Annotated in this window: 16 protein-coding genes and 1 tRNA gene; 12 read left to right on the forward strand and 5 right to left on the reverse strand. The window is 72.9% G+C overall.

The window, feature by feature from the left end:
• Nucleotides 1-353: 353 nt before the first annotated feature.
• Complete coding sequence (locus tag STTU_RS03095; RefSeq protein WP_043253933.1) at nucleotides 354-992, reverse strand: class II aldolase/adducin family protein; 639 nt, start codon at nucleotides 990-992, stop codon at nucleotides 354-356.
• Nucleotides 989-2,341 (reverse strand): 3-oxo-tetronate kinase, encoded by a 1,353-nt coding sequence (gene otnK, locus STTU_RS03100; RefSeq protein WP_007819754.1) that lies wholly within the window; start codon nucleotides 2,339-2,341, stop codon nucleotides 989-991. The genes STTU_RS03095 and otnK overlap by 4 nt, the downstream gene beginning before the upstream one ends.
• 265 nt (nucleotides 2,342-2,606) lie before the next feature.
• On the opposite strand from otnK, the gene STTU_RS03105 reads away from it, so the two are divergent.
• From STTU_RS03105 to STTU_RS03115, 3 genes are all read left to right on the forward strand, one after another.
• Nucleotides 2,607-4,031 carry a hypothetical protein gene (locus tag STTU_RS03105; protein ID WP_007819756.1) on the forward strand — a complete coding sequence of 475 codons (1,425 nt, stop codon included), beginning with the start codon at nucleotides 2,607-2,609 and terminating at the stop codon, nucleotides 4,029-4,031.
• On the forward strand, nucleotides 4,028-5,386 hold the full coding sequence (locus STTU_RS03110; RefSeq protein ID WP_043253935.1) for a gluconate:H+ symporter: 1,359 nt from the start codon (nucleotides 4,028-4,030) through the stop codon (nucleotides 5,384-5,386). Before STTU_RS03105 ends, STTU_RS03110 begins: the two co-directional genes overlap by 4 nt.
• Nucleotides 5,387-5,513: 127 nt before the next feature.
• Complete coding sequence (locus STTU_RS03115; protein WP_007819760.1) at nucleotides 5,514-6,362, forward strand: DeoR/GlpR family DNA-binding transcription regulator; 849 nt, start codon at nucleotides 5,514-5,516, stop codon at nucleotides 6,360-6,362.
• Between the two features lie 317 nt (nucleotides 6,363-6,679).
• Here STTU_RS03115 and STTU_RS03120 read toward each other — a convergent pair whose 3' ends face one another.
• On the reverse strand, nucleotides 6,680-9,109 hold the full coding sequence (locus tag STTU_RS03120; protein ID WP_007819761.1) for a polysaccharide lyase 8 family protein: 2,430 nt from the start codon (nucleotides 9,107-9,109) through the stop codon (nucleotides 6,680-6,682).
• Between the two features lie 384 nt (nucleotides 9,110-9,493).
• On the opposite strand from STTU_RS03120, the gene STTU_RS03125 reads away from it, so the two are divergent.
• The 7 genes from STTU_RS03125 (at nucleotide 9,494) to STTU_RS03155 (ending at nucleotide 19,000) form a co-directional block, all read left to right on the forward strand.
• Entirely contained in the window at nucleotides 9,494-10,597 is a 1,104-nt protein-coding gene (locus tag STTU_RS03125; protein WP_007819762.1) for a substrate-binding domain-containing protein, read from the forward strand.
• A gap of 323 nt (nucleotides 10,598-10,920) precedes the next feature.
• The gene (locus STTU_RS03130) at nucleotides 10,921-12,222 is read left to right on the forward strand and encodes an ABC transporter substrate-binding protein (protein ID WP_043253937.1); all 1,302 of its coding nucleotides are present in this window, start codon (nucleotides 10,921-10,923) and stop codon (nucleotides 12,220-12,222) included.
• Nucleotides 12,223-12,660: 438 nt separating this feature from the next.
• A complete protein-coding gene (locus tag STTU_RS03135) occupies nucleotides 12,661-13,620 on the forward strand; it encodes a carbohydrate ABC transporter permease (protein WP_420713544.1) in 960 nt (319 codons plus the stop codon).
• Complete coding sequence (locus STTU_RS03140; RefSeq protein ID WP_043253938.1) at nucleotides 13,617-14,549, forward strand: carbohydrate ABC transporter permease; 933 nt, start codon at nucleotides 13,617-13,619, stop codon at nucleotides 14,547-14,549. The genes STTU_RS03135 and STTU_RS03140 overlap by 4 nt, the downstream gene beginning before the upstream one ends.
• Nucleotides 14,550-14,590: 41 nt before the next feature.
• Nucleotides 14,591-15,577, forward strand: coding sequence for a hydroxyacid dehydrogenase (locus STTU_RS03145; protein WP_007819768.1), 987 nt, complete (start codon nucleotides 14,591-14,593; stop codon nucleotides 15,575-15,577).
• 32 nt (nucleotides 15,578-15,609) lie between these two features.
• Complete coding sequence (locus STTU_RS03150) at nucleotides 15,610-17,106, forward strand: HAD-IA family hydrolase (protein WP_007819770.1); 1,497 nt, start codon at nucleotides 15,610-15,612, stop codon at nucleotides 17,104-17,106.
• A gap of 127 nt (nucleotides 17,107-17,233) precedes the next feature.
• On the forward strand, nucleotides 17,234-19,000 hold the full coding sequence (locus STTU_RS03155; protein ID WP_007819772.1) for a glycoside hydrolase family 35 protein: 1,767 nt from the start codon (nucleotides 17,234-17,236) through the stop codon (nucleotides 18,998-19,000).
• 354 nt (nucleotides 19,001-19,354) lie between these two features.
• Here STTU_RS03155 and STTU_RS03160 read toward each other — a convergent pair.
• Nucleotides 19,355-19,428: transfer RNA gene (locus tag STTU_RS03160), tRNA-Pro, on the reverse strand.
• Between the two features lie 147 nt (nucleotides 19,429-19,575).
• Between STTU_RS03160 and STTU_RS03165 the strand changes: the two genes are divergently transcribed.
• Nucleotides 19,576-20,283 carry a transketolase gene (locus STTU_RS03165; protein WP_043253942.1) on the forward strand — a complete coding sequence of 236 codons (708 nt, stop codon included), beginning with the start codon at nucleotides 19,576-19,578 and terminating at the stop codon, nucleotides 20,281-20,283.
• A 15-nt stretch (nucleotides 20,284-20,298) separates the two neighbouring features.
• Nucleotides 20,299-21,204, forward strand: a complete 906-nt coding sequence (locus tag STTU_RS03170) for a transketolase family protein (protein ID WP_199784992.1) — start codon at nucleotides 20,299-20,301, stop codon at nucleotides 21,202-21,204.
• 59 nt (nucleotides 21,205-21,263) lie between these two features.
• Here the strand turns inward: STTU_RS03170 and STTU_RS03175 are convergent, their stop codons facing one another.
• Complete coding sequence (locus STTU_RS03175) at nucleotides 21,264-22,628, reverse strand: MFS transporter (RefSeq protein ID WP_043253945.1); 1,365 nt, start codon at nucleotides 22,626-22,628, stop codon at nucleotides 21,264-21,266.
• Nucleotides 22,629-22,769: the final 141 nt, after the last annotated feature.

A 22,769-nucleotide genomic window follows, 5' to 3' on the forward strand; every position in this document is an offset into this window, starting at 1 on the left:
GCAGTTCACGGGCCGGGCTCACTCCCCCGGCTGTCGGCACCAGGGCCGCGACCGAGGTCTCACGACCTCACCCTGGAGGTCCGGTGGGTCCTGGCCGCCCCGGCCTGGGAAGGGGCATTGTCTCGCTTGTGGCCGGACTCCAGAAGGGGACGCCCTCATCTCCCCTGACGACTGGTGCGACTCGGCTGCCGAGGGGAGGCAGTGGAACCGCTTCATCCGCCGTCCTCTGCCGCAACGGGAAGCGGCGGTCGCCGATGTGCGGCCCTCGTCGTCAGCGCTCTGAAGATCATTGCTCGGTCACAACGGCCGCCCGGACCAGGGGCGAGGGGACACCCGGCCCGGGCGGGGTCTGCTCAGTCCCCCCAGGGGGACTCGTACCGGCGGGCCAGCTCCCGGGCCTCCTCGGCCGTCAGCAAGCGCGCGGCGCTGCTCCCCAGGGCGAGGAGGAGCGCGGCCGTCTCCTCCAGTTCCACGACCGTCTCGACGGCCGCCCGCACGCTCGTGCCCGTCACGACGGGGCCGTGGTTCTGGAGGAGTGCGGCGCGGAAGGGGAAGGGCAGCGCGCGCATCCGCTCGGCCTGCTCGCGATCCCCGGGAGGCGCGTAGGGCAGTAGTGGTGTCTGGCCCACGCGCATCACGAAGTACGGCGTCAGGGGCGGCAGGGCGCTCTTGTCCGACCAGGGTTCCAGACAGGAGGCCCCGGTCGCCTGCCGGGAGTGGAGGTGCACGACGGCCCGCGCCTCCGCGTCGCGCTGGTAGAAGGCCGTGTGGAGCGGGAACTCCTTGGACGGGCGGGGGCCGGACACGAGAGCGCCGTCCAGATCGAGGACGCTGAGAGCGTCGGGGTCGATGCGCGACAGGTCGGTCCCCGTGGGGGTGATGCAGACGCGGTCCCCTTCCCGGACGCTGAGGTTGCCGGAGGAGCCCGGGCTCAGCCCGAGCGCCGCGAGGTGGGCGCCGGCTGCCGCGAGCGCGGCCCGCTGGGAGGTCATGCGAGGGTGCTCCATGCTTCCGTGAAGATGTCGGTGCTGCCGAAGTTGCCCGACTTCAGGGCCAGGTCCACCTCGTGTTCCCGGCCGTCCACGCGGCTGCGCGCGCTCGCCCAGGTGACGCCGGGGGCGATCGGCGCCCCGATCGCCAGGGCGCGCACCGCCAGCGCGGTCACCACGGCGCCCGAGGTCTCGCCGCCGGCCACCAGGACCCTGCGCGCCCCCGCGGCGACGAGACGTTTCGCGCAGGCGGCGAGCGCCTTCTCCACCAGCGCCGAGGCGGGAACGCCTCCGGGCGCCGCGTCACCGTCCCCCGTCTCCAGGTCGGCCGGGTCGGCCACCGCGTAGAGGAGTGGTGGCCGGCCGGTGGACTCCTCCCAGCAGGACCGGGCGAAGGCGACGAGGTCCTCCACGGCCGCCTCGAAGTCCGCGCGCAGCGCGTCCAGGTCCAGCTTGCGGGACGGCAGTCCGGCATCGCGTGCGTGCGCCACCTGCGCCCGGGTCGCCGAGCTCGCGCTCCCGGAGAGGACGAGAGCCGGGTCGCCGGGCCGGGAGGCGGCCGGGGCTCTCGCCGCGTCCGGGTCCGGCGCCGCCGCCGCGGTCGCGCGCGGGCCCCGGAGCCCTACGGCGAGTCCGGCGGCGCCGGTGACCAGGGGGTGATCCGCCGTCGCCGCGGCGATCGCGCCCAGGTCCTCCTCGGTGACGGCGTCTACCACGACGAGCGACCCGGACAGCTCCGGCGCGTTCAGAGCGTCCCGCAGGGCCGCCTCGCCCTCCCGGACCTTCCCCAGCGCGACAAGGGCGACGGGGCGGCGGGTCTGCGGACTCAGGAGCCGGACCACGTCGGAGTCCCGCATGGGGGTGAGCGGGTGGTGCCGCATCGGGCTGCGCTCCAGCGGTTCGCCGTGGACGTACAGCAGCCCGTCCGCCACGGTGCGCCCCGTGGCGGGGAAGGACGGGACGACGACGGTGGGCCCCGTCGCCCCGAGGGCGTCGAGCAGGACGTCCGTCACAGGGCCGATGTTTCCTTGCGGGGTCGAGTCGAAGGTGGAGCAGTATTTGAAGTAGAAGCGTGTGCACCCGGCGGCCCGCAAGCCCTCCAGCGCGGCCAGCGAGTCGCCCACGGCCTCCTCGACGGGGGCCGAACGCGACTTGAGGGCGACCACCACGGCGTCCGCGTCGAGCACCGCGCGAGCGACCGCGTCCTCCTCGCCTCCGCCGCCACCCGCGGGGGGTGGGACGAGAGGCGTGGGACCGACCGTCACCACCGTTCGGAAGCCGCGCGCCACCAGCGTGGTGGCGAGGTCCGTCGCTCCGGTGAAGTCGTCGGCGATGGCTCCGAGGGTCGGCATCGGGGCGCTCCTTGCGTTGGCGGGCATGAGCCGTTCCGGGCCGCCCCTCCACCAGGGGAGGACGCCTGAACAGCGTGATGTGAAATTATGTTACCAGTCTTTACGTATATGGGATCTCCTGATACATGTTGTTAATCAGCTCGTCTGTGTCGCCCGCACGCGCCCCGCTCACGGGGCGGACGTGCCCGGCGGCCACAGGGGGCAGAGCCATCGCGCTACGCGCCAACTACGCCGTGTACGAGCGCGAACACTGAGGAGAATCCCTATGAACCTGCGCCATCTGTTCGCCGAAGGCAGCGACCGGACAGTGCGCTACGCACTGTCCGGCGCCGGTGGCGGCTTCGCGAGGACCCTGCTGTCCCAGACCCTTCGTGTCGACCGCCTGGCCCCCGCCGTGCTGTGCGACCGGGAGGTGGCGCGGCTGAGGGACATGCTGATCGAGCTGGGCTACGAGCCGGACGCGCTGCGGGTGTGCGCGGACGAGGACGAGGTCGCGGTCGCGGGCCGTGACGGCGCCATCGCCCTCGTCGCGGACGGTGCGCTGCTGGGCGCCGGTGAGTGGGACATCCTGGTGGAGGCGACCGGCAGCCCGGTGCACGGCTACGCCATGGCGCGTGCGGCGCTGGCCTCGAAGCGCCACGTGGCGATGGTCAGCAAAGAGGTCGACTCGGTCGCGGGGCTCCGCCTGGCGGACCTGGCCGAGGAGAACGGCGTCGTCTACACGACGGCGGAAGGCGACCAGCCCGCCAACCTGATCGGCCTGATCACCTGGGCCCAGCTGCTGGGCCTGGACATCGTGGCCGTCGGCAAGTCGAGCGAGTACGACCTCGTCCTCGACCCCGCCGCGGAGACCGTCACCCAGCTCGACTCCACCGTGCCCGCCCCCGGGCTGAACGGCCTGCTGGAACTGGACGCGGACGTACCCGCCACGCTGGCCGCGCGGGCCGAGGCCGTGGCCGCGCTGCCGGTCGGTGCCACCGCCGACTACTGCGAGATGGCGGTCGTCGCCACCAACACCGGATTCCGTCCCGACACGGAGCTGCTGCACTACCCCGTGGCCCGGATCGCGGAGCTGGCCGACATCTACGCGCCGCGCGAGGACGGCGGCGTCCTGAACCGGACCGGTGCCGTGGACGTCTTCCGGGCGCTGCGGCTGCCCGGGGAGGCGTCCTTCGCCGGCGGCGTGTTCGTGGTGGTGCGTACCACTGACCCGGGGACCTGGGAGACCCTGCGGGGCAAGGGACACGTGCTCAGCCGTGACGGCCGGTACGCGGCGATCTACCTGCCGTACCACCTCATGGGTGTCGAGACCCCCGTCTCCCTCCTGTCGGCCGTCGTGCACCACCGGCCCTCCGGTGGCACCGACCCGCGCGCCCACGCCGTCCTCGCCGGGCGCGCGCGGCGCGACCTGCCCGCCGGCACCGTCCTGGACATGGGCGGCCACCACCACGACGTGACCGGGGTGCGGGCGGTCCTGCTGCGGGACGAGGACGCGCCCGCCGGTGTCGCGCCTCTCTACCTCGCCGCCCACACCACCCTCGCGAGGGACGTGCGGGCAGGCGAGCTGATCGGCATCGCGGATCTCGCGAACCCCGACACGGAGCTTCTCACCGCCTGGACCGAGGGCCTGGCCACCCGGTCCACGCACACCGACACCGACACCGACACGACGACGGTGACACTGCCATGAGCACGGACCTGCAACACCTCTTCCTCGGCGCGGCCGCCGTCGTCGTCCTCATCCTGCTGATCACCAAGGCGAAGCTGCACCCCTTCATCGCCCTGATGCTCTCCGCGCTCGGCCTCGGGCTGGCGGCCGGCATCGGCCCCGCCGACACGGTCGGGCACTTCCAGGACGGCTTCGGCGACGCGCTCAAGAGCACCGGCCCCACCATCGGGCTCGGCACGATCCTGGGCGGCATCCTTCTCGGTTCCGGCGGTGCCGACCGCATCGCCACCGCCTTCATCGGCTCCCGCCCCGTCAAGTGGGTTCCCACAGCGATCACCGCGGCGGCCCTGCTGATCGGGATGCCGCACCTGTTCGACGTCAGCTTCGTCATGCTCGTACCGCTGGTGTACGCGGTCGCCAAGCGCACCAAGACCCACCTGCTGTACGTCGGGCTGCCCATGGCGGCCGGGCTGTACATCTCGCACGGGCTGCTGCCCCCGCACCCCTCCCCCACCCTCGCCGTCTCCGCGTACCACGCGAGCACCGGCCTGACGATCATGTACGGCCTGATCATCGGCATCCCGATCGCCGTCCTCAGCGGCCCGCTGCTGACCAAGGTCGCCAGCCGCTGGTTCGGGCCCGCCCCCGACCTGGACCGGGGCCCGGTACCGGAGCCCGACCCGGCGCCCGAGAACCGCCGCCGTCCGGCCTCGTTCCCGCTCGCGCTGATCACCGTGCTGCTGCCGCCGGTACTCATGCTCATAGGCACCGTCGGGACCTCCAACACGGCCAAGGGCACCATCCCTTACGCGCTCTTCGAGGCGTGCGACTCCTCGGTGATCTCCCTGCTGGTCGCGGTGGTCTTCGCTTTCTTCGCGCTGGGCCTGCGCTCCGGCTTCGGCCTGGGCCAGCTCCAGAAGATGGCGGGCAAGGGGCTGGGACCGGTCGGCGGGATCGTGCTCATCCTCGGAGCCGGCGGCGGCCTCAAGGCCATGCTCACCGCCACGGGGATCGACAAGCTCATCTCCGACTACGCGGTCCACTGGTCCATCCCGCCGCTGGTACTGGCCTGGCTCGTCGCCGCGCTGCTGCGCGTCTGCCTGGGCTCCGCGACGGTCGCCGTCGCGGCGGCCACCGGGATCGTCGCTCCGCTCATCGGTGCCTACCCGGGGCTCTCCCCGGAGCTGCTGGTCCTCGCCACCGCCTCCGGCGCCGTGATGCTCTCCCACGTCAACGACTCCGGATTCTGGCTCTTCAAGGAGTACTTCCAGCTGACCGTGCCGCAGACGTTCCGCACCTGGACCCTCATGCTCTCCCTCCAGTCGCTGCTGAGCCTGGGCGGAGTCCTGCTCCTGAGTACCTTCGTGAGCGGCTGAGGAGACCCCGGGACCGGCCCCCCGGGAGACCCGCGCCGCCTCGTCCGGGCACGGCAGCCCGGACGAGGCGGCACAATCGATCAGGACCCGCACCGGCCGGGTCCGGCCGACAGGAGGAAAGAACACCATGGCCGAAGAGGCAGCCCCGTCCCTGATCCCCGATCAACGACGCGAACTGCTGGTGCGGCACCTGCGGCGGGAGGGTGTGCTCAGCGTCCAGCAGATCACCCAGCTCTTCGGCGTCTCCCACATGACGGTCCGCCGCGACATCGCGGAACTGGAACGCCAGGGGCTCGTGTTCTCCGTCCCCGGCGGCGTCCGCATCGCCAGTCCGGTACAGACCGAGCCCAGTTACCAGACCAAGACCGCCGTCGAGCAGCCGCAGAAACAGGCGATGGCGGCGCGCGCCGCCGAGCTCGTCCAGGACGGGATGACCGTCTACCTGGACGCCGGCACCACTCTGTCGGCCATGGTGCCGCTGCTCGCACGCCGCGAGTCGCTCACGGTGGTCACCAACGACTTCACCACCGCCGACCTCCTCATGGCCTCCCCCCACATCGACGTCATCCACGTCGGAGGCAGGGTCGAACCCGCCAACCGCTCCAGCGTCGGCCGCCTCGCCGCCCGCACCCTGCGCCAGCTCGCCCTCGACCTGGCCTTCGTCAGCACCAGCTCCTGGGACCGGCTGCGAGGGGTGACCACCCCCTCCGAGCTGAAGGTCGAGGTCAAGAAGGCGGCCATGGAGTGCGCGGGAAGCTCCGTCCTCGTGGCGGGCTCCTCGAAGTACGGCACCTTCGGCAAGTACCGTGTCGCGCCCCTGACCTCCTTCGACGTGGTCATCACCGACGAGGACCTGGCGGAGGCCGCCGCCGAGGGCATCCGGGCCGGCGGTACCGAACTGCTGCTGGCCCGGCCGGAGGAGTCGCTCCCGCAAGCCTCGGCCGGCCTTCCCCGCAAGGTCGCCGACCGGCAGTAGGGGCACTGCCGAGCACACCACGCCCCGGAAGTCGCAGGGACGGAAGCCGACGGCGAAGAGCCGGAAACGACGGCCCGCACCCGCGTTCCCGAGGGCAGGTCTCCGCGCCGGTTCGCACACGAGGACACCGCGGCCCTCACCGTCTCCGCGCCGCGCGCGGCCGGGCTCGGGCCGGCCCGCGCTCACCGCTCTGTCCGCCGCCTGGGGCCTGAGGACACCGGGGGACGGGTGTGCCCGGCCCGGCGACCGGACCGGGCACACCCGCACGGCTCGTCCGCCGCCCCTCCACCCGGAGGGTCGAGGGGCGGCGAGTGGGCTCAGTCCAAGCGCACCTTGACGGTCTGGGTCGTGCCGCGGGTGCCCGACAGGTCCCCGAAGACGAGCCGCAGGGAGGCCCCCGTGGTGGCCGAGGACACCGTGGAAGGCTTCGAGACCACCGCGGCGACCGCCCGGTTCCAGGTGACCGTCAGGTTCGTCCGCATCCGCATCGGGTCGCTGACGCACACCGTCGCCGTGCCGTCGGGGTGCTCCGTCACCATGACCGAGCAGGGATTGTCCGCCACGAGGGTGCCGACCGTGCCGCCGAACCAGAAGTTGACGGCGGTCAGGCCGAGCGAGGGCACCGACACGCCCTGCTGGTCGTCCGTGTTGGCCAGGACACGCAGCCACGTCGTGTCGGCCGCGCGCGCCGCGGTACGGGCCGCGTCCGCGCCGGGCAGCAGTTGGTAGGCGTAGGACGCCTGCCGGGGGTCCTTGCCGTGGTCGAACCACAGGGTGAGGTACTTGCGCGAGACGGATGTCGTGGCCCCGCCGGTGTTGATGTCGCGCCAGCTCCCGGTCCGGCTCTCCCGCAGGGCCTTGACGGTCGCGCCGCCCGGGAACACGTAGCCACCGTGGCCGGCCAGGTGCGCCCAGGAGGCGCCGGTCAGCGTCGCCGACCACGGGTAGGCGAGCGGCTTCGTGGCGCCGTCGACCGTGAACGCGCTGCCCCCGGTGGGACCGAGATTGCGGTTGTCGACGGTCGTCTCGACCGCCGCGCCGTCCGTGCCGGTGATGCCCGCGCCGAGCGCGACGACCGTGTCGTCGAGGAAGAACCAGGACTTCTTCGCCAGCAGCGTGCTGGAGAGGCCCTTGAGGTACTGGCCCACGCTCGCGCGTTGCCCGTCGGTGACGCCGCCGACCCAGTTCACGTCGGGCAGCGACGCGCCCCAGTCCCCGCCCGCCGCGTCGGCCAGCGCCTTGCGGGACGCGGTGATGCCTGGCAGCCGGTAGGGGTCGACGGTGGGCCAGAAAGCGTCGCTGTACTGCCCGTTGGCATAGGTGTCGCCCCACCAGTAGAGCATCCCCGAGCCGGTGTGCCAGCCGCGCAGGTTCTCCCCGTTGCCTGTCTCGTAGTACGTGATGCGCCGGTCCGCCATGCTGAGCGAGGCCGCCCAGCCGGGGCGGCGGTGGGTGGCGCGCGCCATGTCGGTGAAGAGCCGGTGGCCGGTCGGCTCGGGGAGGGCGGTGACCGAGGAGTCGTCGAGGACGGACGCGAGGCGGGACAGGGCGGTGAGGCCCAGCGTGGGGTTCTCCAGCGGCGGGCTGTAGTAGTCACGCCGCGCCCAGCCCTTCACCAGCGCGCGCCACCGGGCGTTCTCGGTCGCCGAGGCGCCCTGGCCGAGCAGCACGATGGACGCGAGGATGGGGTGACCCCGCAGATGATCGTTCTGCTGGACGGCGTCCGGCGCCGTCGAGGTGAGACCGCGGCTGATGGCGCGGCCCGCGACGGAGTCCATGACGAGCCCGTTGTAGAGGAAGGGCGCCCAGGCCCCCTCCACCGCGTCGAAGACGATCTGCCGCCGGGGATCGGTGACCTCCCACTGCGTTCCCTTGAGCAGGGCGAAGAGCATCCCGAGCCCGCCCAGCATCACCGAGCCGTAGCTGCCGGTGTAGGGCACGGTGGTGTGCTGGATGAAGGAACCGTCGGAGTGCAGACCGTCGCCGCTGGTCACGTACGGGAAGACGGGGGAAAGGGCGTCGCGGGCCAGCGCGAGCTTGGCGGAGCTGGCGCCCACGACCCCGCGCAGGGCGAGCACCCGGCACAGGTCGACGCGGTTGGCGCCGGTGCTGGTGCCGGTGTAGGAGCCCACGGCCGAGTCCGGGACGAAGTGGTCGACCGCGGCGCAGTACGCGTCGATCCGGGCCGCGCCGAGGGCGTCGTACATCAGCACGCAGGTGTCGAGCAGGGCCTGTGGCGCGCCGATCTGCCAGCTGTACCAGTTGCCGTAGCGCGTCTGCCGGTCGTTGTAGACCTGCGCGTGGAGGTGGTCCAGGCCGGTGACGACGGCGTCGCGCAGGGCGGTGTTCCCGGTGAGGCCCGTGCCCTGCTGGGAGTACGCCTGGGCCATGGTGCTCAGCCGGGTGTAGCTGTCGACGATCTTCGCGGAGAAGGCGTACGACTCGGCGTCGGTGTCGGGGTCCGGGTCGGCGAACACGGCGTCGGGCCAGAGGGACCCGGTGGCCGGCGTCATGCTGTCGTGCCAGGTGCCGGCCTGGCTGCCCAGGTCGGCGAGACGGCTCTTGAACGGTTCCGCGGTCGGGCTGAAACCCTCCCCGAGGATCAGGGTGCGCCAGGTGGCGCGCAGCGCGGTGTACGGATCGGCGGCGGTCGCGGCAGCGGCCGACGAGGGAAGCAGCGAGCCGGCGGTGAGCGCGGCGCCGCCGGCGGCGGCCAGGAAGGTGCGGCGGGACCAAGCGGGCGACATGAGGGCTCCGGTGGGATGTCTGGATCCGCGGAACGCGGTGCCGGGACACGAAGCGGCGAGTCGCCGGGTGAGCCCCACGCACCGACTGTTCTGAGCGAGCTGGCGCTTTTCTAACAGCCCGCGACCCGGTCGCTCAATACATCTGACTCAATCGATCGTTTTGACCATCTGCCTGGAGGAGCGCCGCCGACCGGTCGGTTCTGCCGACGGCGCCCGTCCGCGCCCGGCAGCGAACCCGCGCTCCAGCCCTGTGGGCCCCGGGGACGGGCGTCATCGATTTGATCGGATGCGATCGATATGATTGGCGGGCGTCGGGGCGATCCGGTCGTGGGCACCGGGTCCGCGAGACCGTCCCACTGTTCAGCGCCGAGACCAGGGGGCTCCATGCGACTCCACGTTGACCAGCGCCACGAGCGCGTGCTCGCACTCGTCCGCGCACGCGGCAGCCTGCGCGTCGCAGAGCTCGCCAAGGAGCTGGGCATGTCCGCCGTGACCCTGCGCAGGGACGTCGAGTCCCTCGCCGCGCAGGGGCTGGTGCGGCGGCTGCACGGTGCCGTGGTGTGGCCCGGTGGGCAGCGGGAGGACCTGGCGCCCACCGCGCCTTCCGCCGAAGGTCTCGTGGTGGGCATGGTCGTGCCGACCACCGGCTACTACTACGCCGACGTGGTGCGCGGCGCCCGGGAGACCGTGGAGGCCGCGGGGGCCCGCCTCGCCGTGGGCCTCTCCCGGTACCTGCCGGACGAGGACGCCGCCCAGGTCCGCCGGCTGCTGTCCACCGGCGCCGACGGACTGCTCCTGACCCCCAGCTGGGAGCACGGCCACGCCGAAGCGGGCGCCGGGCTGTGGACCGTCGCCCAGGAGGCGCCCGTCGTCCTGGTCGAGCGCTGGGCGCCGCTCGGGCACCCCGCGGCAGCACTGGACCGGGTGCGCTCCGACCACGCGCACGGGGCCGCCGAGGCGGTGACCCACCTGGCCGCACTGGGGCACCGGGCCGTCGCCCTCGCCGTGCAGGACAGCCCCACGGCCCCGCAGCTCAGGGCGGGCTACGAGGCGGCCGTCAGCGCGCTCGGCCTGGACAGGGCCCCGGACTCCCCCCTCGACGGAGAGCCGCCGCACTCCGAGACCGACCGTTTCGAGCGCACCCTGGAGTACCTGTGCGAGGCGGTCGCGCGCGACGGCGTCACGGCCGCGCTCGTGCACAGCGACGCCGACGCGATCGTCCTCATCCCGCGCCTCCAGGCCCGCGGCGTGCGGGTGCCGGAGGATCTGGCCGTGATCGCCTACGACGACGAGGTGGCCGGGCTCGCGGACCTGCCGCTCACCGCCGTGGCCCCGGACAAGTACGAGGTGGGCGCGGCCTCGGCGCGGCTGCTGCTGTCCCGGCTGACGGCGCCGGAGGGCGAGACGGAACCGCCCCGGCGCCACCTGGACATCCTGCCCGCATTGCGGGTCCGCGTCTCCTGCGGGGCGCGGGACGCGGTGTCCTGACCCCCAGCGGCCCCGCGCTCCGTCCCCGCGTGACGGCGGGCGGCCGGGGCCGTGCCCCCGTGACCCGGCGACCCGGCGACCCGGCGACCCGGCGACCCGGCGACCCGGCGACCCCACCGTGAGCCGTGCCCCGCGCCCCACAGGCGTCCAGGGCGCGGCTCTTCGCATGGGGAGGGGCGGTTTCGGTGACCGGAACTGTGACATCACGATCTGATCGAGTCGATTGAATTGGTCGTTTAGCTCTTGACGTGATCGATGACGCGCAAAATGATGTGTCCCGTTCGCCTCATCTCCCGCAGTTCGAGGTCTCCAGGAGCCGACCCATGCCGCGTAACACCCGCACGTCCCGCATCGCCTTCGCCGCGTCCACCGCCTCGCTGGCCCTGCTCGCCACCGCGTGCGGCGGCGGCTCGGACTCGGCCGGCGCGGCCGACGGCAAGCCCGTCACTCTCACCTTCTGGTCGGCGACCGCGGGCGCCAAGGAGACCGTCGACGCCTTCAACAAGACGCACACCGGCGTCAAGGTCAGCTTCTCGCTGGTGCCCGCGGGACCCGAGGGCGTCACCAAGCTGTCCAACGCGGTGAAGGGCGGCAACGCCCCCGACATCGCGACCATGGACTACTCGGCGCTGCCCGAGTACGCGAGCGAGGGCAACCTGGAGGACCTCAGCCCTTCCTCCGGCGAATTCGTCGACAAGGAGTTCCCGCAGGCTGTGCAGTCCCTTGTCAACCTCGGCGGCAAGACCTGGGCGGTCCCCTTCGACGTGACGCCACTGGAGCTCTACTACCGCAAGGACCTCTTCAAGAAGTTCGGCGTCGACGTGCCGCGCACCTGGGACGAGTACCGGGCCGCGGCCGAGAAGATCCACAAGGCCGACCCGGAGGTGTCGATCACCAACTTCGGCGGCGGCGACCCCGCACTCCTCGCCGGCCTCGCCTGGCAGGCGGGCGCCCGCTGGTACAGCACGCGGGGCGATTCCTGGGAGCTGGACATCGACAGCGCCCCTTCGAAGAAGGTCGCCGCCTACTGGGACGACCTGCTGAAGGACGGCCTCGCCTCGAAGACGCCACTGTGGGGCGAGGGCGAGACCAAGGAGCGCGCCACCGGCAGGATCGCCACCGTCATCGGCGCCGCCTGGAGCGCGGGCAACTTCCCCGTCAGCTACCCCGACAGCAAGGGCAAGTGGGGCGTCGCCCCGCTGCCGACCTGGGGCGGGAAGGCGGTCACCGGCATGTACGGCGGGACCTCCTACGTCGTGCCCAAGGGCAGCGGCCACACCGAACAGGCGGCCGAGTTCATCAAGTGGGTCACGACCGACCCGCAGGCGATGAAGGCCCGCCTCGCCTCGTTGAAGACCCCCAGCAGCGCGCTGCCCGCCAACGAGAAAATGCGCGCCGTCGCGGCGAAGGAGTTCGACAGCTCCTACTTCGGCGGTCAGGACGTCTACGCGCTCGCCGGCCGGGCCGCCGACTCCATCGTGCCCGGCTGGACCTGGGGACCCGTGCAGCAGCAGGTCACCTCGGCGCAGATGGCCGCGGGCGGCGACCACACCAAGATGCTCCGCGACGGCCAGGCCAAGGGCGAGAAGGCGGTCACGGACCGCGGCCTGAAGCTCGCGAAGTAGCCCCGCGGTTCCTCCGGAGCGGGGGCCGGAACACCGCGGTCGGCGCGCGGGAGAGGCGCCGTACGAAACGGGGCACGGCGCGAGGGAGGGGCGGAGCGCGGGCGCGGCGAGCAGCGGCGCCGACCACCACCGCGCTCGCACGCACCCGGTGCCCCCTCACCGGTCCCGCCGGTGCTCTCTCACCGAAACCGGTGCCCTCTCACCGGGGAGCGGCGCTCTCACTGCAAGTGCCACCCCCGCCGGGGAGCGGCTCTCTCACTGCAAGTGCCACCCCCGCCGGGGAGCAGCTCTCTCACTGCAAGTGCCGTCCCCCGTCGGCCTCTTCAGGAGCCGCCGACCCGTCCCCGCCCCCTCGTGACCGGCACCAGGCCATCCGTGGCGCCCCGTGCCGGCGCACCACTCGCCGTTCCCCCAGCCGCTCTGCCGAAGGAGTATCAGGTGGCAGTCCCTCTTGCCCGGCCGGCCAAGTCCGCGACCGGCCGGCCCGCACCGAGGCGTCCGGGCAGCCCGGCCGCGCGCCGCAGACAGCGGGGCGCCGCCGCGCTGTTCATGGTGCCGTTCTTCGTCCTGTTCGCCGCCGCGACCGTGGCGCCGCTGTGCTACGCCGCGTGGATGAGTCTGTTCCGCGAGGAGTCCTCCGGCCTCGGCTTCGGCGGGACGCGCCGGGTGTTCTCCGGGCTCGGCAACTTCACCGAGGCGCTGGGCAACGCCGACTTCCTGCGCTCGTTCGGGCACATCGCGCTCTACTGCGTGCTGTACATCCCCGCCATGGTCGGCGGGGCGCTGATCCTCGCGCTTCTGCTCGACTCGGCCCTGGCGCGCGCCCGGCGCTTCTTCCAGATCGCCTACTTCCTGCCGCACGCGGTCCCCGGACTGATCGCCTCGCTCATCTGGCTCTACCTCTACACGCCGGGGCTCAGCCCGGTCACCGAGGTGCTCGGATCGCTGGGCGCCCACTGGAACTTCTTCGGTGAGGACGAGGCGATCCTCTCGGTCGTCAACATCTCCGCCTGGCAGTGGATCGGCTACAACATGATCATCTTCTACGCGGGGTTGCAGGCGGTCCCGCGCGAGGTTCTGGAGGCCGCGACCGTCGACGGAGCGGGCGCCGTCCGCTCCGCGCTGCGCATCAAGGTGCCGATGATCCGCTCCACCGTCGTCCTGACCCTGCTGTTCACCTGCGTCGGCGCCATCCAGCTCTTCGACGCGCCCAAGCTGGTGCAGCTGCGGGCCAACGCGATGGGCGAGGACTGGTCCCCGACCATGTTCATCTACACCGCGGCCTTCAAGGGCCACGACTACGGACTGGCCGCCGCGAGTTCCTTGCTGCTCGCCCTGGTCGCCGGCCTGCTGTCCTTCGTCGTCACCAAGCTCGGCAACCGGTGGAAGGCATCATGAGCACCCGGACAGCCCCTCCCGAAGCGCCCGCCCCGGTCACCGGACGCCCCCCGCGCGCCCGCCCTCCACGCCGGGCGCGACGCACCGGCCCGGCGGGCGGCCGCACCTCGAAGACCGTGGTCAACGCGATTCTCGCCGTGGTGGCCGTGTACACCCTCATGCCGCTGACCTGGCTGATCATCGCCGCCACGAAGAACTACCGCGACCTGTTCGCCACCAACCCGTTCAGCCTGGGCTCCTTCCACCTCTTCTCGAACCTCGGGGCGCTGTTCGACTACGACGACGGGGTGTTCGGCCGCTGGCTGCTCAACAGCCTCCTGTACACCCTGGCCGGCTCGATCCTGTCCACCCTCATCTCGGTGGCCTGCGGCTACGCCTTCGACAAGTACGCCTTCCGCGGCAAGGAGAAGCTGTTCGGCGTCGTCCTCGTCGGCGTCCTCATCCCCTCGACCGTCGTCCAGCTGCCGCTCTACCTCATGGCCTCCGGGCTCGGACTCGTCAACACCTACTGGGCGGTCCTGATACCGAGCCTCGTCAACCCGTTCAGCGTCTACCTCGCCCGTGTCTTCTCCGAGGGCTACGTACCGGACGAGGTCCTGGAGGCGGCGCGCGTCGACGGCGCGGGGGAGCTGCGCACCTTCACCAAGGTGTCCCTGCCGATGCTGGCACCCGGCTTCGTGACCATCTTCCTTTTCTCGTTCACCGCGAACTGGAACAACTTCTACGGCGCTCTGATGATGCTCAACGACGACCGCCTGTACCCCGTCAACCTGGGCCTCTACATGTGGAACCAGAACGTCTACCAGCAGCCCCAGCTCTACCCGCTGGTCATCATCGGCTCGCTCGTGGCCGTCGTCCCGCTCATCGTCGCCTTTCTCTGCCTCCAGCGCTTCTGGCGCTCGGGTCTGACCGCAGGAGCCGTCAAGTGACCCCCCACGCTCCACGACACCGGCCGCGTACGGTCCTGGCGATGAGCGCCGAGACCCGCGACGCGATCCTGTCCCCCGCCTCACTGGTCCGCCTGGAGGAGCTGACCACGCTCGAACCCGGCCTGCTCGTCACCGACTTCACCCCGGGCAGCTCGGGCGCCGTCGAGGCGCTGCGACAGGCGGAGGTCCTGTTCACCGGCTGGGGCTGCCCCGCCCTGGACGCCTCGGCCCTGGAGTTCCTGCCGCGGCTGCGCGCCGTGGTGCACGCGGCGGGCTCGGTGAAACACCACATCACCCGGGACGTGTGGGACCGCGGCATCGCGGTGAGCACCGCCGCAGCGGCCAATGCCCTGCCCGTGGCCGAGTACACGGTCGCCGCCGTCCTTCTCGCCAACAAGCGCGTCCTGGACGGAGCCCGCGCCTACCGCGAGGCCCGCTCCCGGGTGAACCTGCTGGAACGCTTCCCCGATGTCGGCAACTACCGCCGGACAGTCGGCCTCGTCGGCGCCTCCCGCATCGGGCGCCGCGTAGTGGAGCTGCTGCGCCCCTTCGACCTGCGCGTCCTGGTGCACGACCCCTATCTGACCCCGGACGAGGCGGACACCCTCGGTGTGAGCGCCGTCGACCTGGACACCTTGCTGCGGCTCAGCGACGTCGTCTCCGTGCACGCGCCCGAACTCCCCGAGACCCGCCACCTGTTCGACGCGGGACGGCTCGCCTCGATGCGAGACGGCGCCACCTTCGTCAACACCGCGCGCGGCTCGCTCGTCGACACCGACGCGCTCGTCAAGGAACTGGCCTCCGGACGGCTCCACGCGGTCCTCGACCACACGGAGCCGGAGATCCTGCCCGCCGACTCGCCGCTCTACGACCTGCCGAACGTCCTGCTCACCCCGCACCTCGCCGGCTCCCTCGGGGGCGAGCTGCACCGGCTCGCCGACGCCGCCGTCGACGAGGTCGGACGGTACGCGCGGGGGCTGCCCTTCGCGCACCGCGTCGACCCGGACACCCTCCACCGCTCCGCCTGACCGCCCCTCCTCGTCCCTCTCAGGAGACCACCATGTCCCGCGCCCGCCACGTCCTCGTCGTCGGCATCGACGGGGTCCGCCTCGACACCCTGACCCGGGCGGGCACACCGCACCTCGACAAGGTGGCCCGCGCCGGGTTCCTGACGCCGGTCACGGTGGCGGACGACACCCCCACCATGTCCGGGCCGTGCTGGGCGACCGTCGTGACCGGCGTACGCATCGCCAAGCACGCGGTGTGGAGCAACGACTTCAGCGGCCACCGCCTCGGCGTCTTCCCCGATTTCACGACCCGCCTCGCCCGGCAGGACGGGCTGCGCACCTACGTCGCCGCCGCCTGGGAACCCCTGGTCACCCTCGCCGACGGCGGCCCGATGTTCCGCCACCCCTCCCGGCTCAGCCACCACGCGCCCGCCGCCGACACGCCGGCCGACTGGGAGGACGCCGACGAGGCGATCGTGCGCGACGCGGTCCAGGTGCTCACGCACGAGGACCCGACGGCCTCCTTCGTCTACCTCGGCGCGCCCGACGAGACGGCTCACCACCTGGGCTGCGGCGACGCCTACCGGCGCTCCGTCGAGGCGGCCGACCGGCGCCTGGGCCGTCTCCTCGCCGCGCTGCGCGCCCGGCCCGCGTACGACCAGGAGGCGTGGACCGTCCTCGTCGTCACCGACCACGGGCACCGCGACGAGGGCGGCCACGGCGGCTACGGCACACAGGAGCGCACCGCGTGGCTGGCCGCGGCGGGCCCGGACCTCACGGCGGGCGCCCGGCCGACCCGCCCGGTGCGGCACGAGGACGTGGCCGCTCAGGTGTACGCGGCCCTCGGCCGTACCCCCGACTCGCACTGGACGCTCGACGGCGCCGTCGTGCCGACGCTGCCGCGGGCGGTCCTGCTCGACATGGATGGCACCCTCGTGGACACGGAGCCCCTCTGGCTCGGTGCCGCCCGTGACGTGGCCGCCGCCCGTGGCCACACCCTGACCGACGACGAGGGCGCCCAGGTCCTCGGCCGCACCTCGGCCGACACCGCCGCCTACCTCGCGCGGCTGTGCGCCGCACCGGACGCCGCACCGGACGATCCGGCCACGCTGGAGTCCGCACTGGAACAGCTCTTCCTGACAGCGGTGGAGACGCGGGCCCACGTGCTGCCGGGCGTCCGGGACCTGCTCGACACACTGACCGCCCTCGACGTTCCGGCCGCGCTCGTCTCCGCCTCCTCCCGGCCCGTCGTGGACACCGTCCTCAAAACTCTCGGCGGCGTTCCGTTCCGCACCACCGTCGCCGCCGGTGAGACCGTCCGCTCGAAGCCCTGGCCCGACCCCTACGCGGAGGCGGCCTCCCGGCTGGGTGTCCCGCCCGAGGCGTGTCTGGTCGTCGAGGACAGCCCCACGGGTGTGGCCGCGGCCGAGGCGGCGGGCTGCCGGGTGGCGCTCGCACCGTCCCCGGCCTCGCCGGCCGCGGCCCCGGGCCGCCGCCTCCTGACCGCCCTCGCGGACCTGACGGCCGACTGGCGGCCCGCGAGAACCTGACCCGGGGGCGCGCCCGCGCTGTATGACCGGACCTCCCCTCGTCCGTTCGCGTCCCCCACCCGCACACCTCCCGCTTCCGCACCCCGACCTCCCCCTCCCGTTTCCGACACCCGCACGGAGAGCCCCCATGTTCCAGGTGTCCCCCGAAGGCTTCAGCCTCGACGGGCGTCCCCTGCGCCTGCTGTCCGGCGCTCTGCACTACTTCCGGGTGCTGCCCGAGCAATGGCCGCACCGGCTGCGGATGCTGCGCGCCCTCGGCCTGAACACTGTGGAGACCTACGTCCCGTGGAACTTCCACGAACCGCGCCCGGGCCACCACGACTTCACCGGCCAGGCCGACCTGGACGCGTTCCTGCACGCCACCCGCGACGCCGGGCTGCACGCGATCGTGCGCCCCTCGCCGTACATCTGCGCCGAGTGGGAGAACGGCGGTCTGCCCTGGTGGCTGCTCGCCGACCCCGAAGTGCGCGCGCTGCGCTGCCAGGACCCCGCCTATCTGGCCCACGTCGACCGCTGGTACGACGCGCTCATCCCCCGCCTCGCCGCCCACCAGGTGACCCGGGGCGGCAACGTGGTGATGATGCAGGTCGAGAACGAGTACGGCTCCTACGGAACCGACACCGGCTACCTGGAACACCTCGCCGACGGACTGCGGCGCCGGGGCATCGACGTCCCGCTGTTCACTTCCGACGGCCCCGACGACTTCTTCCTGACCGGCGGCACGCTCCCCGGCCACCTGGCCACCGTCAACTTCGGCAGCCGGCCCGCCCAGGCATTCGCCGGTCTGAAGCGGCTGCGCCCCCACGACCCGCCGATGTGCGCCGAGTTCTGGTGCGGCTGGTTCGACCACTGGGGCGCCCCCCGCACGGTGCGCGACGCCGCGGAGGCCACCGAGGAGCTGGCGGCCACCCTCGGCGCGGGCGGCTCGGTGAACGTCTACATGGCACACGGCGGGACCAACTTCTCCACCTGGGCCGGGGCGAACACCGAGGACCCCGCCACCGGCGCGGGCTACCTGCCCACGGTGACGTCCTACGACTACGACGCGCCGATCGACGAACGGGGCGCCGTCACCGCGAAGTTCGAGAGCTTTCGCGCTGTACTGGCCACGTACGCCGAGGGCCCCCTGCCTGAACCGCCCGCCCCCGCGCCCCTGCTGCCTCCCCAACGAATCGCGCTGCACGAGTCCGTGCGGCTCTTCGACGTACTCGACGATCTGGCGGGCGAGGAGACGCGGGCCCCGCAGCCGCCCTCCTTCGAGGAACTGGGCATCGCCCACGGGCTCGTGCTGTACTCCGCCGGCATCCCCGGTCCGCGCGGCCCCCACACGCTGTCCGTGCACGGACTCGCCGACCGCGCCCACGTCTTCGTCGACGGAGGGGAGGCGGGCGTACTGGAACGGGACGCCACCGAGTCGCTGCCCGGCCTCGCCGTCCCGGGACCGCGGGCACACCTGGAACTGCTCGTCGAGTCCATGGGCCGGGTGAACTACGGAAGCGGCCCCGCCGACCGCAAGGGCGTCCGCCGGGTGCTGCACACCCAGCAGATCCTGCACGACTGGACCGCCCGCCCCGTCCCCCTGGGCCACGGCACACCCGACGGCCTGCCCTGGCGCGACACGGCGGATCCCGGCCCCGGCCCCACCTTCCATCGCGGCTTCCTCGACGTCACCGAACCGGCGGACAGCCATGTGGCGCTGCCGGGACTGCGCAAGGGCTACCTGTGGATCAACGGCTTCTGCCTGGGCCGCTACTGGCCGGACCGCGGCCCCCAGCGCACGCTGTACCTGCCGTGGCCTCTGCTGCGCCCGGGCCGCAACGAGATCGTGGTCCTGGAGCTGGACGGCGCCGACGACCCGGCGGCAGAGCTGTGCACCACGGCGCGCCTCGGCTGAAGGCGGGGCGCCCGCCGAACCGGCCCGCCGGTTCAAGCAGGCCCCGGGGCGGTTCACATGCTCGCGTCGCTCATCCTCCGCGTGTCCCCGTTCCTGCCCCTGTCCCGCCCAGCCGCCCTGATGACCTGCCTCCACCGCACAGCCGGACGGGGCAGCCGGGGTGGCCGGGCGCGGGATCGTGGGAGCATGCGGCGAGGACGGCCTCGTGTTCGTGGGCGTTATCCACACCCCCTCCCCCACCCCATCGCCATGATCCGCTGGAACACCGGTCGAGCGGGCCCTGGTCCCCGGAAACGCCTCAGGGCCGGTACCGGAGAATTCCGGTACCGGCCCTGAAAAGCCGACTTCGTACAGTCGGGACGACAGGATTTGAACCTGCGACCCCTTGACCCCCAGTCAAGTGCGCTACCAAGCTGCGCCACGTCCCGATGCGCGAGTGACCTGGGCTTTCGGGTGGAAGGCCCGGGGCCGGACGCGCACGGAAAGCTTACCGCATTCCGGGGTGTGGTCGTGCCGTGTTTCCGGGGGCGGCGGACGTTGACCTCAAGTCTGGTTGAGGTTTTATCGTCGTCCGCATGACGATCTTCACGCCGGCTCGGGCCGGATCCGAGGGGTACGCGGAATTGCCGGGACTCATGTCGCGGCTGACCGGCGACGAGAAGCACGGGCCCGCGGCGACCTCGACGCTCGACGCGCTGTGGGTGCTCTACGACCGGGTGCTGCGGATCACGCCGGAGACGGTGGACGAGCCGGGGCGGGACCGGTTCCTGCTGTCCAAGGGGCACGGGCCCATGGCGTACTACGCCGTGCTCGCCGCGAAGGGCTTCGTGCCCGTCGAGTGGCTCGACGACTTCGGCGGCTTCGACTCGCCGCTCGGCTTCCACCCCGACCGCACGCTCGTGCCCGGGGCCGAGATCGGCAGCGGTTCCCTCGGGCACGGGCTGCCGCTCGGGGTCGGGGTCGCGCTCGGGCTCAAGGCGCGCGGGCTGGACGACGCGGCCGTGTGGGTGCTCGTCGGCGACGCCGAACTCGACGAGGGCTCGAACGAGGAGGCCGTCGCCTTCGCGGGCGCCTCCGGACTCGACCGGCTGCACACCGTCGTGATCGACAACTCCTCGGCCCGCTGGGGCCGGCCCGGCGCCCTCTCCGCACGGTTCGCCGCGGGCGGCTGGGCGGTCGAGGACGTCGACGGCCGCGACCACGAGGCGCTGTACGCGGCGTTCACCACCCCGCACGCGGGCCGCCCCCTCGCCGTCGTCGCCCACGTCGAAGCCAAGAACTGAACGAGGAGCACCACCGTGGAATCCATGCGCGACCGTTTCGGCACCACCATGACCCCCCTGCTCGGCGAGGACGAGCGCCTCGCCGTCGTCCTCGCCGTGATCAGCGGCGACCGCTTCACCGAGGCGGCGAAGCGCCACCCCGACCGGGTCATCGACCTCGGCATCCGCGAACAGCTCCTGGTGAGCGCCGGGGGCGGGCTCGCGCTCGCCGGGATGCGGCCCGTCCTGCACACCTTCGCGAGCTTCCTCGTCGAGCGCCCCTTCGAGCAGGTCAAGCTCGACTTCGGGCACCAGGGCGTCGGCGGCGTCCTGGTCAGCTCCGGGGCCTCGTACGACATCTCCTCCGGAGGCTTCACGCACATGTCGCCGGGCGACGTGGCCCTCCTCGACACGCTCGACGGGTGGACCGTGCACGTCCCCGGACACCCCGACGAGGCCGAGGCGCTGCTGCGCCATGCCGTGCGCGGCGAGGACCGCGTCTACGTACGGCTCTCGGAGCAGACGAACAAGCGGGGGCGGCCCGTCGACGGGAGCGGCCCGCTCCTGCTGCGCGAAGGGCGCGCGGGTGTCGTCCTCGCGGTGGGGCCGCTGCTCGACGAGGTGCTCGCCGCGACCGAGGGCCTCGACGTCACCGTCCTCTACGCGACGACGGTGCGGCCCTTCGACGGGGCGGCACTGCGCGCCGCCGTGGACGCCGCCGACACGGCGGACGTCGTCCTCGTCGAGCCGTACCTCGCGGGGACCTCGACGGCGGCCGTCGCCGAAGCGCTCGTCGACAGGCCGCACCGCGTCCTGGGTCTCGGTGTCGGCCGCGCGGAGCTGCGCCGTTACGGCTCCCCGGCCGAGCACGTCGCGGCGCACGGCCTCGACGCGGCGGGGCTGCGCGGACGGATCGGGGGCTTCCTCGGTACCGGCGGCTGAGGCGCCTGTGGCGGCCCGTACCGAAGCCGTGCCCCTTCTCCGCCGCCGCTCGCTTCCGCTCAGGCCGTCGCCTGCCGCCTGGGCTCGTCCTGCGCGGGCAGCGTGCCGCCGCTCGCCGCGGGGGTGAGCCGGGGCTCGGCGCGGGGCAGGCGGCGGATGCCGGGGACGAGGAGGAGGACGGTGCCGCAGACGAGGATCACGACGCCGCCCGCGAGGAGGACCGCGTCGGTGCCGAAGAGCGAGGCCGCAGGGCCCGCGAGAGCCTGGCCGACCGGGAGCAGGGCGAGGGAGCCCGCGACGTCGTAGGCGTGGATGCGGTTGAGTACCTCGGGGCGGACCTGGGTCTGCACCGTCGTCGCCCACATCACGCCCCAGAACGCCGTGCCGACGCCCGCCACGAAGGCGCCCGCCGCCATCCCCGGGACCGGGAGGCCCGCGCCGACCGCGGCCGGGAACACGCTCACGGAGAAGAAGGCGATCGCGCCCGCGCGGAGCATCCGCAGGGGGCGCAGCCGCAGCGCGATGAGCCCGCCGAGCACCGTGCCCGCGCCGAGCGCCGTGTTGATGAGGCCGTACGCGCCCGCGCCGTGCTCGTCGACGACGCGGGTCGCGACGAGCGGGACGGTGGGGCCCCAGGCGGCGACCATGTACAGGCCCCACACCGAGATGACGCCCCACAGCCACACGCGCGAGCGGAACTCGTGCCAGCCCTCGACGAGGTCGGCGCGGAAACGGCTCGGGGCCGCCGTCTCGGCGCGCGGCGCCGCCGCGGGGAGACGCAGCGTGATCAGGCACAGCGCGCTCACGAGGTACGTGCCCGCGTGGACGAGGAAGACGGCGCCGGGCGAGGCGAGGCCCACGAGCATCCCGGCGAAGGCGGGGCCGAGGAGGGCGGCGACGGACTCGGCGACGCGCACGGCGCCGTTCGCCTTCTGCACGTCGGCGGCCAGTCGCGGCACGGTCGAGGCGACACCGGGCTGGAAGAGCGCCGACGCGATGCCGTTGAGGCCGCCGATGACGCAGATCTGCCACAGCTGGGCGCTGCCCGTGAAGAAGAGCAGGGCCGCGACGGACTGCGTGAGGACGCGTACCGAGTCGGCGGCCGTCATGAGCTTGCGCGTGTCGAAGCGGTCGGCGATGACGCCGCCGAAGATGACGAGCCCGGCGAAGAGTGCCACCGACGAGGCCATCGCGAGCCCGACGGCGCCCGCCCCGTACCCCTCCTGGAGGAGCCCGGCGGCGAGGGCGACGGGGAGCATCGTGTCCCCGAGCTTCGCGACGGCGCGCGCGGTGAAGAAGAGGCCGAAGTCGCGGGTCCACAGGCCGGTACGCGGCTCCTCCCGCCGCCCGGCCCTCCCCTTCCCCGCTCCCCGGCCCCCGCGCCCTCCGGTCCGCTCCCGCGTCGCTTCCCGTCCAGCCGCCATGACCGCTCGTCCCTCCGTGCCCGCGCGGCCCTGATGCCGCCGCCGGAGATCATGCCACCGCGCGCCCGAAGGCGTCGGCGCGTTCCGGGGCGTGGAGCACGGAGCGGGGGGTCGGGGCGCGGAGTGCGGGCCGGGGCACGG

Source organism: Streptomyces sp. Tu6071 (genome assembly GCF_000213055.1).
Lineage (GTDB): Bacteria > Actinomycetota > Actinomycetes > Streptomycetales > Streptomycetaceae > Streptomyces > Streptomyces evansiae.

Coding starts and splice junctions, on each gene's coding strand:
- STTU_RS03115 (WP_007819760.1), top strand. CDS start 5,514: ATGGCCGAAGAGGCAGCCCCGTCCCTGATCCCCGATCAACGACGCGAA.
- STTU_RS03105 (WP_007819756.1), top strand. CDS start 2,607: ATGAACCTGCGCCATCTGTTCGCCGAAGGCAGCGACCGGACAGTGCGC.
- STTU_RS03165 (WP_043253942.1), top strand. CDS start 19,576: ATGACGATCTTCACGCCGGCTCGGGCCGGATCCGAGGGGTACGCGGAA.
- STTU_RS03095 (WP_043253933.1), bottom strand. CDS start 992: ATGACCTCCCAGCGGGCCGCGCTCGCGGCAGCCGGCGCCCACCTCGCG.
- STTU_RS03175 (WP_043253945.1), bottom strand. CDS start 22,628: ATGGCGGCTGGACGGGAAGCGACGCGGGAGCGGACCGGAGGGCGCGGG.
- otnK (WP_007819754.1), bottom strand. CDS start 2,341: ATGCCGACCCTCGGAGCCATCGCCGACGACTTCACCGGAGCGACGGAC.
- STTU_RS03130 (WP_043253937.1), top strand. CDS start 10,921: ATGCCGCGTAACACCCGCACGTCCCGCATCGCCTTCGCCGCGTCCACC.
- STTU_RS03150 (WP_007819770.1), top strand. CDS start 15,610: ATGTCCCGCGCCCGCCACGTCCTCGTCGTCGGCATCGACGGGGTCCGC.
- STTU_RS03125 (WP_007819762.1), top strand. CDS start 9,494: ATGCGACTCCACGTTGACCAGCGCCACGAGCGCGTGCTCGCACTCGTC.
- STTU_RS03145 (WP_007819768.1), top strand. CDS start 14,591: ATGAGCGCCGAGACCCGCGACGCGATCCTGTCCCCCGCCTCACTGGTC.
- STTU_RS03120 (WP_007819761.1), bottom strand. CDS start 9,109: ATGTCGCCCGCTTGGTCCCGCCGCACCTTCCTGGCCGCCGCCGGCGGC.
- STTU_RS03140 (WP_043253938.1), top strand. CDS start 13,617: ATGAGCACCCGGACAGCCCCTCCCGAAGCGCCCGCCCCGGTCACCGGA.
- STTU_RS03155 (WP_007819772.1), top strand. CDS start 17,234: ATGTTCCAGGTGTCCCCCGAAGGCTTCAGCCTCGACGGGCGTCCCCTG.
- STTU_RS03110 (WP_043253935.1), top strand. CDS start 4,028: ATGAGCACGGACCTGCAACACCTCTTCCTCGGCGCGGCCGCCGTCGTC.